8 protein-coding genes are annotated in these 14,020 nt (G+C 73.0%); 3 read left to right on the forward strand and 5 right to left on the reverse strand.

Features of this window, described 5'->3' with window-relative positions; genetic code table 11:
* The first annotated feature begins 228 nt into the window (after window positions 1-228).
* On the forward strand, window positions 229-2,793 hold the full coding sequence (gene pepN / locus ABZY91_RS12015) for an aminopeptidase N (RefSeq protein ID WP_355401752.1): 2,565 nt from the start codon (window positions 229-231) through the stop codon (window positions 2,791-2,793).
* A gap of 102 nt (window positions 2,794-2,895) precedes the next feature.
* Here the strand turns inward: pepN and ABZY91_RS12020 are convergent, their stop codons facing one another.
* Together ABZY91_RS12020 and acnA are read right to left on the reverse strand one after the other, a co-directional pair.
* On the reverse strand, window positions 2,896-4,314 hold the full coding sequence (locus tag ABZY91_RS12020; protein ID WP_355401754.1) for a glycoside hydrolase family 18 protein: 1,419 nt from the start codon (window positions 4,312-4,314) through the stop codon (window positions 2,896-2,898).
* 164 nt (window positions 4,315-4,478) lie between these two features.
* Entirely contained in the window at window positions 4,479-7,139 is a 2,661-nt protein-coding gene (gene acnA / locus ABZY91_RS12025) for an aconitate hydratase AcnA (RefSeq protein WP_355401756.1), read from the reverse strand.
* Between the two features lie 337 nt (window positions 7,140-7,476).
* Between acnA and ABZY91_RS12030 the strand changes: the two genes are divergently transcribed.
* Both ABZY91_RS12030 and ABZY91_RS12035 read left to right on the forward strand, forming a co-directional pair.
* On the forward strand, window positions 7,477-7,893 hold the full coding sequence (locus tag ABZY91_RS12030) for a type II toxin-antitoxin system VapC family toxin (protein ID WP_355401758.1): 417 nt from the start codon (window positions 7,477-7,479) through the stop codon (window positions 7,891-7,893).
* 175 nt (window positions 7,894-8,068) lie between these two features.
* Window positions 8,069-8,704 (forward strand): superoxide dismutase family protein, encoded by a 636-nt coding sequence (locus ABZY91_RS12035; protein WP_355401760.1) that lies wholly within the window; start codon window positions 8,069-8,071, stop codon window positions 8,702-8,704.
* A 27-nt stretch (window positions 8,705-8,731) separates the two neighbouring features.
* On the opposite strand, the gene argF is transcribed toward ABZY91_RS12035, so the two are convergent.
* The 3 genes from argF to ABZY91_RS12050 form a co-directional block, all read right to left on the reverse strand.
* Window positions 8,732-9,733, reverse strand: coding sequence for an ornithine carbamoyltransferase (gene argF / locus ABZY91_RS12040; protein ID WP_355401762.1), 1,002 nt, complete (start codon window positions 9,731-9,733; stop codon window positions 8,732-8,734).
* Window positions 9,734-9,838: 105 nt separating this feature from the next.
* Entirely contained in the window at window positions 9,839-12,625 is a 2,787-nt protein-coding gene (locus tag ABZY91_RS12045) for a polynucleotide kinase-phosphatase (protein WP_355401764.1), read from the reverse strand.
* Window positions 12,622-13,983, reverse strand: coding sequence for a 3' terminal RNA ribose 2'-O-methyltransferase Hen1 (locus tag ABZY91_RS12050; protein WP_355401766.1), 1,362 nt, complete (start codon window positions 13,981-13,983; stop codon window positions 12,622-12,624). The genes ABZY91_RS12045 and ABZY91_RS12050 overlap by 4 nt, the downstream gene beginning before the upstream one ends.
* Between the last annotated feature and the right edge of the window lie 37 nt (window positions 13,984-14,020).

The following is a 14,020-nucleotide window of genomic DNA, read 5'->3' on the forward strand; positions in this document are numbered from 1 at the left end:
CTGTCGTCCTTCGAGAGAGATCCGGAAGTCGGTGGTGCGGGCCCGCACGGGGCATCCCACCCAGCGCCAACGCCCGCCCGACACCGCTGATTCCGGGCCGCCGCCCCGAGTTGTGCAATGGTACCGACGTGAGGGGCGTGAAAGGATGCCCCCGCGACACCACAGCGCCGCACCAACCGCACCGCCGAAGACCGCACCACCGTGCGAGCCGGACAAAGGAGTACCGCCGTGCCGGGCAAGAACCTGAGCCGCGACGAAGCCCAGCAGCGGGCCAGCATCCTGGGCGTGGACGCGTACCGGGTCCGGCTGGACGTGACCTCGGCCACCGACCCCGCGGCCGCGACCTTCCGGTCCACCACCACCGTCGCCTTCCGCTGCACCGAGCCGGGGGCGTCGACCTTCCTCGACCTGCTCGCCGCAGGCGTCCGCGCCGTCACCCTCAACGGCCGCGCCCTCGACCCCGCCACCGCCTTCGACGGCGCCCGGGTGCACCTCGACGGCCTCGCCGCGGAGAACGTCCTCGTCGTCGACGCCGACTGCGCCTACAGCCGCACCGGCGAGGGCCTGCACCGGTTCACCGACCCGGTCGACGGCGAGACCTACCTCTACACCCACTACGAGCCGGCCGACGCCCGCCGGGTCTTCGCGACCTTCGAGCAGCCCGACCTGAAGGCGCCGTTCACCTTCACCGTGACCGCGCCGGCCGCCTGGAACGTCTGGTCCAACGCGCCGCACGAGAACGTCACCGAGGACGGTGCCGCGCGCACCTGGGAGTTCGCGCCGACCCGGCCGATCTCCACCTACCTCACCGCCGTGGTCGCCGGTCCGTACCACGTCGCCCGCGACCACTACAGCCGCACCCTCGCCGACGGCACCGTGCTGGAGATCCCACTCTCGGCGATGTGCCGCCGCTCGCTCGCCCCCTCCTTCGACGCCGACGAGATCCTCGGCGTCACCAAGCTCGGCCTCGACTTCTTCCACGAGCAGTTCGACTACCCGTACCCCTTCGGCAAATACGACCAGGCCTTCGTCCCCGAGTACAACATCGGCGCGATGGAGAACCCCGGCTGCGTCACCTTCCGCGAGGAGTTCGTCTTCCGTTCGAGGGTCACCGACGCCGCCTACGAGGGCCGGGCCAACGTGATCCTGCACGAGATGGCCCACATGTGGTTCGGCGACCTGGTCACCATGCGCTGGTGGGACGACCTCTGGCTGAAGGAGTCCTTCGCCGACTTCATGGGCTCGTACGGCCTGGTCGGCGCGCGGACCCGCTACTCGGGTGCGTGGGTCACCTTCGCCAACCAGCGCAAGGCGTGGGCCTACCGACAGGACCAGTTCCCCACCACCCACCCGATCACCGCGGACATCCGCGACCTGGAGGACGCCAAGCTCAACTTCGACGGCATCACCTACGCGAAGGGCGCCTCGGTGCTCAAGCAGCTGGTGGCGTACGCCGGTTCGGAGGCGTTCTTCGAGGGCGCCCGGCGCTACTTCAAGCGGCACGCCTTCGGCAACACCGAACTCGGCGACCTGCTGGACATCCTGGAGGAGACCAGCGGCCGCGACCTCAAGTCCTGGGCCGCCGCCTGGCTGCAGACCGCGGGCGTCAACGCGCTCACCCCCGAGGTCACCGTCGACGCCGAGGGCCGGATCACCGAACTCGCCATCCACCAGGACGGCGAGGTGCTCCGCCCGCACCGCATCGCGGTCGGCCTCTACGACCGGGACGCCGACGGCGCCCTCGTCCGCACCCGGCGGATCGAGCTCGACGTCACCGAGGCCCGCACCGTCGTGGCCGAGGCCACCGGCCTGGCCCGGCCCGCGCTCGTCCTGCTCAACGACGACGACCTCACGTACTGCAAGATCCGCTTCGACGCCGAATCGCTGGAGACGCTGCGCGCCGGCCTCGGTGACATCGAGGACGACCTGGCCCGCGCGCTCGCCTGGTCCGCCGTCTGGAACCTCACCCGCGACGCCCTGATGCCGGCCCGCGACTACATCGCGCTCGTCCTGCGGTTCGCCGGCCAGGAGGCCAACATCGGCGTCCTGCAGTCGCTGCACAGCCAGGCCAAGAGCGCCGTCGACCTGTACGCCGACCCGGCCTGGCGCGGCGAGGGCGGCCGCCTCCTCGCCGACGGCGCGCTCCGCGAACTGCGCGCCGCCGCCCCCGGCAGCGACCACCAGCTGGCCTGGGCCCGGTTCCTGGCCCAGACCGCCAACGGCTCCGAGCACCTGGGCCTGGTCCGCGGCCTGCTGGCCGGCACCGCCCGGATCGACGGGCTGGAGGTCGACCAGGAGCTGCGCTGGGCGCTCTGGCTGGCGCTCGCGGCGGCCGGCCAGGCCTCCGACGAGGAACTCGCCGAGGAGCTCGCCACCGACAACACCGCCAGCGGCCGGCGCCAGCACACCCAGTGCCTGGCCGCCCGGCCGACCCCGGAGGCCAAGGCAGCCGCCTGGTCCGCCGTGATCGACTCGGACGAGCTGCCCAACGCCCTGGTCGAGGCCAACATCGCCGGCTTCGCGCTGCCCGGGCACCGCGACCTGACCTCGCTCTACGCGGCGCCCTACTTCAAGCTGCTGGAGCGGATCTGGGCCGACCGGACCATCGAGATCGCCATGCGGATCGTCGGCGGGTTCTTCCCCCAGGCCCAGGTGAGCGAGGCGACGCTGGCCGAGGCGGACGGCTGGCTCGCCGGCCACCCCGACGCGGCGCCCGCGCTGCGTCGGCTGGTGCTGGAGCGCCGGGACGACCTGGCCCGGGCGCTGCGGGCGCAGGCCTGCGACCGGGCCTGAGGACCGCTCCCGTACCGGCACCCGAGGGGCCGGACGTGCTGAACGGGCTGGGCCCGCCCCGACGGATGTCGGGGCGGGCCCAGCCCGTTCGCACTCCGGCGGTCAGTTGCCCCGCAGCCCGCGGTCCAGGGCGGCGATCCCGCTGCCCCGGGCGTCGTCGCCGTCCAGCGACCAGACCATCACACCGGCCAGGTCGTTCCATCGCGCGTACCGGGCCTTCGCGGTGAGCACCTCGGCCGAGTCGTAGCTGTAGAAGGTGGAGCCGTCGTACCGCCAGGACGCGCCGTGGTCGCGGTCCACGTAGGTGGTGCCGGGCAGGGCGTTGATCTCCTTGTAGGAGCGGTCCGGCACGGTGCCGGTGGCCTTCTGGTAGAGGCCGTGGCGGGCGCCGGCCGGCACGCCCGTCCAGCCGTGGCCGTAGAACGGGGTGCCGAGGACGGTCTGCCGGGAGGGCAGGCCGCGCTGGGCGTAGTGGTCGACGGCCTTGTCCGCGCTGCGCTGCCGTGCGTCCGAGTCGGTCGGGTCGGAGTAGAGGTTGGCGTGGTGGTTGGCCGGGCCCTTGCCCTCCCACGGACCGTGCAGGTCGTAGGTCATCAGGTTGAGCCAGTCGACGGTCCGCGCGAGCTCGGGCAGCTCCAGCCGGTCCGCCACGGTCTCGTTGGCGGCGACGGCGGCGGTCAGCAGGTAGTGCTTGCCCTTGCCCCTGCCCTTGCCTTCGCTCGTGCCGTCGCTCGTGCCGTCGCTCGTGCCGTCGCTCGTGCCGTCGCTCGTGCCGTCGCTCGTGGCGTCGCTCGTGGCGTGCGGGCCGCGCTTGCCGCCGAGTTCGTCCAGCTGCTTGCGGAACTCGGCCATCAGCAGGGTGAAGTTGCGGCCGTCCTCGGGGCGGACGACGTTGCCGGCGTCACCGCCGCCGCCCGGGTACTCCCAGTCGACGTCGATGCCGTCGAACACCCCGGCGGCCACGCCCTTGCCGCCCTCCGGGGAGCCGGCGAGCTGCGGCACGTCGCCCTTGAGGTAGAGGTCGATGCAGGAGGAGACGAACTTCCTGCGCGCCTCGTCGGTGGCGGCCGCGTCCGAGAAGTACTTGGACCAGCTCCAGCCGCCCAGCGAGATCACGGCCCTGAGCTGCGGGTTGACGGCCTTCAGCTTGCGCAGCTGGTTGAAGTGGCCCTTGAGCTTCTGGTCGGGGGCGTCGGCCACGCCGTCCACCGAGTCGGCGGCGGAGAAGGCGCGCTGGTAGTCGTTGTAGGCGTCGCCCTGGCCGGCGTCGTTGGTCTCGAAACAGGTGCCGTCCGCCGAGACGTTGCCGAAGGCGTAGTTGATGACGGTGAGCTTCCCGGCCTGGCCGGACTCCTGCACCCGCTTCGCGGAGCTGTCGGCGCCCCACTGGGTGAAGTAGCCGACGCGCTGACCCTTGAGCTGGGGACCGTGCTGGGTCCCGGCGGCGTTGGCGGTGACGGGGGCGACGAGCAGCGCGGCGACGGTGGCGGCGGCGAGCAGGGCGGAGGAGCGAGTGGGCATACCGGACCTATTCTCTGAAGCAGCGTCAATTGGTCTGGACCAGCTGGCATAGAGATTTAGTCCATCGCGCCACGGCGCACAAGAGGACGTGCCCGGACGGGGCAGCATGCAAAAGAGGCCGGACCGCGGGAACGCGGTCCGGCCTCTCGGCAGCTGTCGGAGGATCAGCCGATCAGCGAGCGCAGCACGTACTGCAGGATGCCGCCGTTGCGGTAGTAGTCCGCCTCACCGGGGGTGTCGATGCGGACGACCGCGTCGAACTCCTTGGTGGCGCCGTCCGTGCCGACCGCGACGACCTTGACGGTCTTCGGGGTGCGGCCCTCGTTGAGCTCGGTCACACCGGTGAAGGAGAAGGTCTCCTCGCCGGTCAGACCGAGGGAGTCGGCGTTCTGGCCCTCGGGGTACTGCAGCGGGAGGACGCCCATGCCGATCAGGTTCGAGCGGTGGATGCGCTCGTAGGACTCGGCGATGACGGCCTTCACGCCGAGCAGCGCGGTGCCCTTGGCGGCCCAGTCGCGGGACGAGCCGGAGCCGTACTCCTTGCCGGCCAGGACGACCAGCGGGGTGCCGGCGTTCTGGTAGTTCTGCGAGGCGTCGTAGATGAACGACACCGGCGCGTCGGCCTGGGTGAAGTCGCGGGTGTAGCCGCCCTCGGTGCCCGGCGCGATCTGGTTGCGCAGGCGGATGTTGGCGAAGGTGCCGCGGATCATCACCTCGTGGTTGCCGCGACGCGAGCCGTACGAGTTGAAGTCGCGCTTCTCCACACCGTGCTCGGTGAGGTACTGCGCGGCCGGGGTGCCCGGCTTGATGTTGCCGGCCGGGGAGATGTGGTCGGTGGTGACCGAGTCGCCCAGCTTGGCCAGGACGCGGGCGCCGGAGATGTCGTTCACCGGGCTCGGGGTCTTGGCCATGCCCTCGAAGTACGGGGGCTTGCGGACGTAGGTGGACTCGGCGTCCCACTCGAAGGTGTTGCCGGTCGGGACCGGGAGCGACTGCCAGCGGTGGTCGCCGGCGAAGACGTCCTGGTAGCCCTTGTCGAACATGGCCTCGTCGATGGAGCCGGCGACGGTGTCGGCGACCTCCTTCTCCGACGGCCAGATGTCGGCGAGGAACACGTCGTTGCCGTCGGCGTCCTGACCCAGGGCGTCACGGGTGATGTCGATGTTCATGTTGCCGGCGAGGGCGTAGGCGACCACCAGCGGCGGGGAGGCCAGGTAGTTCATCTTGACGTCCGGGTTGATCCGGCCCTCGAAGTTGCGGTTGCCGGAGAGCACCGAGACGACCGCGAGGTCGGCCTCGTTCACCGCGGCCGAGACCTCCTCGGGCAGCGGGCCCGAGTTGCCGATGCAGGTGACGCAGCCGTAGCCGACCAGGTTGAAGCCCAGCTTCTCCATGTACGGGAGGAGGCCGGCCTTCTCGTAGTAGTCCATGACGACCTTGGAGCCGGGCGCCAGGGTGGTCTTGACCCAGGGCTGGACGCGCAGGCCCTTCTCCACGGCCTTCTTCGCCAGCAGGGCGGCGCCCAGCATGACGGAGGGGTTGGAGGTGTTGGTGCAGGAGGTGATCGAGGCGATCACGACCGCGCCGTTGTCGATCTCGTAGGACGAGCCGTCGGGGGCGGTGACGGTGGTCGGCTTCGAGGCCTCGGCCGAGTAGGTCGGCAGCGCCTCGGCGAACCTCTCGGCGGCCTCGGCCAGGATCACGCGGTCCTGCGGGCGCTTCGGGCCGGAGATCGACGGGACGACGGTGGAGACGTCCAGCTCCAGGTACTCGGAGTAGACCGGCTCGACCGACGGGTCGTGCCAGAGGCCCTGCTCCTTGGCGTACGCCTCGACCAGGGCGAGCTGCTGCTCGTCACGGCCGGTGAGCTTCAGGTAGCTGATGGTCTCGGCGTCGATCGGGAAGATCGCGCAGGTCGAACCGAACTCCGGCGACATGTTGCCGATGGTGGCGCGGTTGGCCAGCGGGATCGCGGTGACGCCCTCGCCGTAGAACTCCACGAACTTGCCGACCACACCGTGCTTGCGCAGCATCTCGGTGATGGTGAGCACCAGGTCGGTGGCGGTGGTGCCGGCCGGCAGCTGGCCGTTGAGCTTGAAGCCGACCACGCGCGGGATCAGCATGGAGACCGGCTGGCCCAGCATCGCGGCCTCGGCCTCGATGCCGCCGACGCCCCAGCCCAGCACGCCCAGGCCGTTGACCATGGTGGTGTGCGAGTCGGTGCCGACACAGGTGTCCGGGTAGGCCTGGCCGTTGCGGACCATGACGGTGCGGGCCAGGTGCTCGATGTTCACCTGGTGGACGATGCCGGTGCCGGGCGGGACGACCTTGAACTCGTCGAACGCGGTCTGGCCCCAGCGCAGGAACTGGTAGCGCTCCCTGTTGCGGCCGTACTCGATCTCGACGTTCTGGACGAAGGCGTCCGGCGTACCGAACTTGTCGGCGATGACGGAGTGGTCGATGACCAGCTCGGCCGGGGCCAGCGGGTTGATCTTGGCCGGGTCGCCGCCCAGCTCCTTGACGGCCTCACGCATGGTGGCGAGGTCGACCACGCACGGCACGCCGGTGAAGTCCTGCATGATCACGCGGGCCGGCGTGAACTGGATCTCCTGGCTCGGCTGGGCGTCGGCGTCCCAGGTGCCGAGGGCGCGGATGTGGTCGGCGGTGATGTTGGCGCCGTCCTCGGTGCGGAGCAGGTTCTCCAGCAGCACCTTGAGGCTGTACGGCAGCCGCTCGGAACCCTCGACGGCGGAGAGCTTGAAGATCTCGTACGACTCGTCGCCCACCTGCAGCGAGCTGCGGGCGTCGAAGCTGTTCGCGGACACGACTGACTCCTTCTAGGTGCTTCGTGCGGTATTCCGGCCGCCACGGTGGTAAGGTCAGCCTTACTTAGGCTGACCTTGCCCGCACCGCCGGTGAGCGCCTCTCGGCAAGTATCTTGATGTCGAGATATATCGTAGAGGGCAGTTATCTCGATGTCGAGATAAACCATAGTGCATGGCGTCGGCTCCGCCACGTCGGCACCTCCTCAGTACCACGCGGGCGCCGAACCGGCACCACCCCAGGCTGCCCCCGGTTCGGACGGCCCGCTCGCCGGAGGAGCGACACCCCCCGGTACGGTGACCGGAGAGTGACACACCGGAGCAGGCCGGGGGCCGACTGATGATCGTGGTGGACGCGTCCGCGCTGGTGCTCGCGCTGGCCGACGAGGGTGAACGCGGGGCGGCCGCCCGGGCCGAACTGGCCGCGGACGACGAGTGGGCGGCGCCCGAGCACCTCGTCATCGAGGTGATGCAGTCGCTGCGCGGCCTGTACCTGGCCCGCGAGCTCACCGCCGAGCGGGTGGGCGAGCTCGCCACCGAACTGCCCGGCCTCGCGATCCGCAAGGTGCCGGTCGGGCCGCTGCTCGGGCGGATCTGGGAACTCAAGGACAACCTCACGCCGGACGACGCCGCGTACGTGGCGGTGGCCGAGCAGTACGGGGTGCCGCTGGTCACGGCGGACCTGCGGCTGATGCGGGCCAGCGGGCCGCGGTGCGAGATCCGCGGCATCGGCCGGCCGGGCGGGGGCGCCGGGTAGCAGGGCCGGCCGGGGGCCCGGGGTCGGCGGGGCCGGCACCGGAGCCCGGGGCCGTGTCCGGGGCGCGTGTCCGGGGTCGGCGGGGCGTGTCCGGGGAGCGGCGGGCGGCGTTGAGCAGGGTGTCCGCTCTTGCGTGCGCCCTCCGGGAGCGCGCCCAGCCCGAGAAGGTCCGCCGATGTCCGCTCCGCTCGCCGCCGCCCTGCTCCCGCTCGCCCTGCTGGCACCCGCCGCCGTGCCGGTCTCGACCACCGACGCCGTCTTCGACCCCGCCACCGCCTTCGTCCCGCCGACCGCGATCAGCCACGCGCCGGACCTCGTTCCCTACGGCTCGCACGTACGGGTGGTGGTCGACCGCTCGGCGCCCGGCCGGACGGTACTGACCATGAGCGTGACCGGGGTCGCCGCCGACCGCGAGTTCCCGGTCCACCTGCACACCGGTCCGTGCGGGGCCGACCCGGCCGCGTCCGGCCCGCACTACCAGGACGCGGTGGACCCGGTCCGCCCGTCGACCGACCCCGCCTACGCCAACGACCGCAACGAGCTGCGGCTCGCCCTGCGCACCGACGGGCACGGCGACGGCACCGCCGCGACGGTGGTGGCCTGGCAGCCCCGGGCCGGGGAGGCCCGCTCGCTGGTCCTGCACGCGGGCGGCCCGACCGACCCGACCGGCGCGCGCGGCCGGCACGGCGCGCAGGATGCGGCCGGTGCGCACGGTTCGGCCGATGCGCACGGTTCGGCCGGTGCGCACGCTCAGCGCGGTCAGCACGGCGCCAACGACCGGGTCGCCTGCGTGAAGCTGGAGGAGCTCTAGCCGCTCACCGGCCGGGCCCGTCCGCCGTCAGGACCCGAGGGTCGCGACCAGGACGGCCTTGATCGTGTGCAGGCGGTTCTCCGCCTGGTCGAAGACGACGGAGTGCTCCGACTCGAACAGCTCGTCGGTGCACTCCAACTCCGCCATCCCCGTCTCCTCGAACAGCTGCCGGCCGACCACCGTGCCGAGGTCGTGGAAGGCGGGCAGGCAGTGCAGGAACTTCACCGCCGGATTGCCCGTGGCCCGCACGGTGCCCATCGACACCTGGTACGGCTTGAGCAGCGCGACGCGCTCGGCCCAGACCTCCTTGGGCTCCCCCATCGAGACCCAGACGTCGGTGTAGAGGAAGTCGGCGCCGGCCACGCCCTCGGCCACGTCCTCGGTGAGGGTGATCCGGGCGCCGGCGCCCTCGGCGAGCGTCCGGGCGGCCTTCTGCACGTCCTCGGCCGGCCAGAGCGAGCGCGGCGCGACGATCCGGACGTCCATGCCGAGCAGCGCGCCGGTGACCAGCAGCGAGTTGCCCATGTTGGAGCGGGCGTCACCGAGGTAGGCGAGCGTCACCCCGGTGAGCGGCTTGGCGGTGTGCTCGGTGATGGTCAGCACGTCGGCGAGCAGCTGGGTGGGGTGCCACTCGTTGGTCAGGCCGTTCCAGACCGGCACCCCGGCGTGGGCGGCGAGCTCCTCGACGATCTCCTGGCCGTGCCCGCGGTACTCGATGCCGTCGAACATCCGGCCGAGCACCCGGGCGGTGTCCTTGATCGACTCCTTGTGGCCGATCTGGGACCCGGCCGGGTCCAGGTACGTGGTGGTGGCGCCCTGGTCGTGGGCGGCGACCTCGAAGGCGCAACGAGTCCGGGTGGAGGTCTTCTCGAAGATCAGCGCGATGTTCCGGCCCCGCAGCCTGGGCTGCTCGGTACCCGCGTACTTCGCCGCCTTGAGCTGAGCGGCGAGGTCCACCAGGAAGCGGAACTCCTGGGGCGTGAAATCGAGCTCCTTGAGGAAGTGCCGGTTCCGGAGGTTGAACGCCATGCCAGGCTCCTGGGGTGACGGGTCGGGCGGAAAGCAGCAAGTCTATACGATGCTCGGAATTTCTATGCAAGAGCCTGCGGCTGGTCCACCGGAACCGGTCGACGCCTACAGCCGGGGGTCCACCGGCTCGGCCTCCAACGCCAGAACGGCGAAGACCGGCTCGTGCACCCGCCAGAGCGGCTCACCGCCGGCCAGCCGGTCCAGTGCCTCCAGACCGAGCGCGTACTCGCGCAGCGCCAGCGAGCGCTTCAGCCCGAGCGCGCCGCCGCGCGGACGCTCCCGGTGCCCCCGCTGCCCCCGCTGCTCCGGGTGGTCCGGGTGGTCCAGGTGGTCCGGGCTCTCCGGACCGTGGACCAGCCGCAGGTACTCCCGGCCGCGGACCTTCACCGCCGGCTGCACCAGCCCGCCCGGACGGCCCTCCCCCGCCGCGCCCCGCACCGGCGACGCGGGTGGCTTGACCACCATGCCCGGCGCACCGCCAGCCCCGGTCAGCTCCTCCCACCACGCCACGGCCGCGGCCGTCGACGCCTCGTCCCCGGTGTCCACCGCCAGCCGGGCGGTCGGGTACAGGACGGGACCGCCCATCCGGTCGACCGGTGCTCCGGGCCCGGCCGCACCGCCGGCCACGGGGCCAGCGGCACGGTCCGCCGCGACCAGCCGGTCGATGCGGGCCAGCTGCTCCTCCCGCGGGCGGAGCGCCAGGTTCGCCCCCTCCCCGGCCAGCACCTGGAACGGCGCCAGCCGGACACCCGACTGCCCCTCCCCGGGACGCGCGAACCGGCGGTACGCGTCGGTGAACGCCCGGACGTCCGCCGCACGGCGCCGCTGGCGGCCCGCCTGCGCCGCGACCTCCAACCCGCGGTCGGCAGCCCGCTCCAGCGCGGCGAGAACCGACGGGAGCGCGGCGCCCGCCACCGCGCCGAGCGCCGCGTACCCGCGGTGCGGCGAGGGCCCGTCGGCCGTCACCGGCCACGCCGCCAGGGTCGCGTCCAGCAGCAGCCAGCCGGTGTCCAGCTCCTCGAAGAGCCCGGCACGCTCGGCCGCCGCCCGCAACCGGAGCAGCAGGGCGGCACACTCCTCCTCGCCCAGCAGCGCCCCGCCCGTCCGTGACCAGACCGCCCCCGGGCCCGCCGGGCCGAAGCGCCGGGCCAGCGCCGCGTCGTCCCGGGACACCAGCACCACCGCGCGCGAGCCCGGATGCCACTCCTCGCACAGGACGTGCCGGACCCCGTCCGCGCGGTACGCGGCGAAGACCTCGTCCGGGTGCTCCCGGTACCCGGGCCGGTGCGCGGCGGGGCCCGGCGGCACCGCCGGCGGCAGGTGGACCAGCAGCCGCGGGTCGACCGCCGAGCGGCTCATCGTCTCCAGTGCCGCCGCCGCGCTCTCCGCCCGGACGGCGACCGGGCCGTGCAGCGCCGTCTCCACCACCCGGCGGCCCGCCACGTCGGCCAGGTCCAGCGGACGGCCCTCGCGCCCGCCCGGCGCGTCGCTGAGCAGCGGGCGGACCGGCGCGTACCACTGCCGCTCCGCCTCGACGGTGACCAGCTCGCGCTCCGGGTAGCGCAGCGCGGTCAGCTCACCGCCGAAGACGCAGCCGGTGTCCAGGCAGACGGTGTTGTGCAGGAAGCTCGCCACCGGAAGCGGCGTGTGCCCGTAGACCACCAGCGCCCGCCCCCGGTACTCCTCCGCCCAGGGGTGGCGCACCGGCAGGCCGTACTCGTCGGTCTCGCCGGTGGTCTCCCCGTACAGCGCGTGCGAGCGGACCCGGCCGGACGAGCGGCCGTGGTAGCGCTCCGGCAGGCCCGCGTGGCAGACCACCAGGTCGCCGCCGTCCAGCAGGTAGTGGTCGGCCAGGCCGCGGATGAACTCCCGGGCCTCGGACCGGAAGCCCTCCGGCTCGGACTCCAGCTGTTCGAGGGACTCGCGCAGGCCGTAGGAGAGGGTCACCCGCTCGCCGTCCAGCGCCCGGGCGAGCTTCTGCTCGTGGTTGCCCGACACGCAGAGCGCGTGACCGGCCGCCACCATGCCCATCACCAGGCGCAGCACGCCCGGCGTGTCCGGGCCGCGGTCGACCAGGTCGCCGACGAAGACCGCCGTCCGGCCGGCCGGTGGGACGGCGTCGACCGGGCGGCCCGCCTCGTCCCGGACGATCCGGTAGCCGAGGCGGGGCAGCAACGACTCCAGCTCGGCGCGGCAGCCGTGGACGTCGCCGACCAGGTCGAACGGGCCGGTCAGATGGCGCAGGTCGACGCGCCGCTTCTCCCGTACCACCTCGGCGGCGGCCACCTCGTCCGCGCCGTGCAGCACGTGCACCCGGCGGAAGCCCTCCTTCTGCAGACCGGCCAGGGACGCGCGCAGCTCGCGGTGCTGGCGCGGGATCACGGACGCGGGCAGGTCGCGGTCCTGCCGGAGACGGGTGCGCTCGGCGCAGACGCCCGGCGGCACGTCCAGCACGATCGCCGCCGGCCTCGCGTCGTGCTCGTGGGCGATCGCGATCAGCCGTTTCCGGGCCGCGGCCTGGACGTTGGTGGCGTCCACCACGGTCAGCCGGCCGGCGGCGAGGCGCTTGCCGACGATGTAGTACAGGACGTCGAAGGCGTCGGCGGAGGCGGACTGGTCGTTCTCGTCGTCGGCCACCAACGCGCGGCAGGTGTCGGAGGAGACCACCTCGGTCGGGCGGAAGTGGCGTCGGGCGAACGTGGACTTGCCCGCGCCGCTGGTGCCGACCAGCACGACGAGGGAGCCCTCGGTCACCGTCACCGTCACGGCCGCCGGCGCCTCGGCGTCGGCGTCGACCGCGGCCTCTGCCGCCACTGTCGCCGCCGCCGGGAGGCTGCTCGGCCCAAGGGTCCCGGGAGCGGGGGCGCCGGGGTTCGTTTCGTCGCCGGTCATCGGGACTCGCCTCCTCCGAGGGTGGGGGTACCGCGTCTGAAGAGGGCCGGCCCGGCCGGGGCGGCCATGGTGACGGTGTAGCCGTGCTCGGCCGCCACCCGTTCCGCCCAGGTGCCGAAACCGGGATCACCGGCCTGCGACGTGACGACGACCGCCGCCGGGCGCACCGTCCCGAACACCGCGTGCTCCAGGGCCGGACGCCGGTCCGGGTCCGCCCGCCCGACCACGTCGGCGTCGAGCACCGCCGCGTCGAAACCCCTCAGCCTGGCGTCCGCGTACATCAGCGCGCCCTGCACCAACCCGACCCGGACCGTCCGCCGGGTGGCCGCCCACTCCGGCGCCGGCTCCGTCGTGCGCTCCAGCCCGAGGCGGTGTGCGGCGGTGGACAGCGCACGCAGCGAGACGTCCACCCCCAGCAGTTCGGTGAACCGGGCGTCCGTCAGCAGTGCGTCGATCAACTCGCCCCGGCCGCAGCCGAGGTGCACCACCCGGGCGGCACCGACCTCGCGCAGCGCGGCCAGGACCGCCGCCCGGCCCGCCTCGACGGCGGCCGTGCGGCCGTCGCCGTCAGCACCCTCGGCCGGGCTGTCCGGTTCACCGTCGCCGTACCCGGCGCCGTCGGCCCCGGGCGGCCCGTGGTGGTCCAGGCGACGGGCGATCAGTTCACGTTCGGGGTGCCGGGCCAGCCAGTCCGCGTCGGCGGAGAACAGATTGCCGACCCCCTCCGGCGCGACCCACTGGTCCGTGACGCCCTCCAGCGCCGGCAGCAGTACGGCCAGTTGTCGGAGCGCGTCGGCCGGTCGGGCCGACGCCGCTTCCAGTGCGAGCCGGACGTACGGCGACTCCCCCCACGCGGGGAACTCCTCGTCCAGCGGGATCGCCGCCGCCTCGACCCGCCAGCCCAGCGGCTCGAACAGTCGCCGCACCAGCGCCACACGGCCGCCCTCGCCCGCACCGCTCCCGAGGCCGCGCTCACCGTCGACGCGGACGGCGGGCAGCTCGATGCGCAGCGGGAGAGCGCGATCGGCCGGGTCGGCGGCCGTGATCACCGCCCGGAAGACGGTGCGCAGCGCCGCCGCGAACCGTGACGACACGACGTAGGGGCGATCGTCGCCGGCCCGGACGCGCGCGAGGTCCGACGCGCCGGAAGGCCCGCCGCCCCGCCCCTTGCGGGACGGTGCCGGATCCGCCTCCACCAGCAGGACGGCCGTGCAGCGTTCGTCGCCGGCCTCCGGGAAGAAGACGTGCGCCTCGCCGTACGCGGTCGCGGCCCGCTGGACCGCGTCCGGCGGCCGGTTCAACAGGCGCGCCAGGTCGGTGGCCGGGCTCCCGGCGGTGCCGGTGGCTGAAATCGACATGAACACCTGTCCGAGTATCGCCCAGCTCCGAGCCCTC

It is taken from the genome of Kitasatospora sp. NPDC002965 (genome assembly GCF_040611255.1).
GTDB lineage: Bacteria > Actinomycetota > Actinomycetes > Streptomycetales > Streptomycetaceae > Kitasatospora.

What these genes read in the sequence shown, in the direction of transcription:
- ABZY91_RS12020 (WP_355401754.1), bottom strand. Translation starts at nt 4,314, where the DNA reads ATGCCCACTCGCTCCTCCGCCCTGCTCGCCGCCGCCACCGTCGCCGCG.
- ABZY91_RS12030 (WP_355401758.1), top strand. Translation starts at nt 7,477, where the DNA reads ATGATCGTGGTGGACGCGTCCGCGCTGGTGCTCGCGCTGGCCGACGAG.
- ABZY91_RS12035 (WP_355401760.1), top strand. Translation starts at nt 8,069, where the DNA reads ATGTCCGCTCCGCTCGCCGCCGCCCTGCTCCCGCTCGCCCTGCTGGCA.
- argF (WP_355401762.1), bottom strand. Translation starts at nt 9,733, where the DNA reads ATGGCGTTCAACCTCCGGAACCGGCACTTCCTCAAGGAGCTCGATTTC.
- ABZY91_RS12045 (WP_355401764.1), bottom strand. Translation starts at nt 12,625, where the DNA reads ATGACCGGCGACGAAACGAACCCCGGCGCCCCCGCTCCCGGGACCCTT.
- ABZY91_RS12050 (WP_355401766.1), bottom strand. Translation starts at nt 13,983, where the DNA reads ATGTCGATTTCAGCCACCGGCACCGCCGGGAGCCCGGCCACCGACCTG.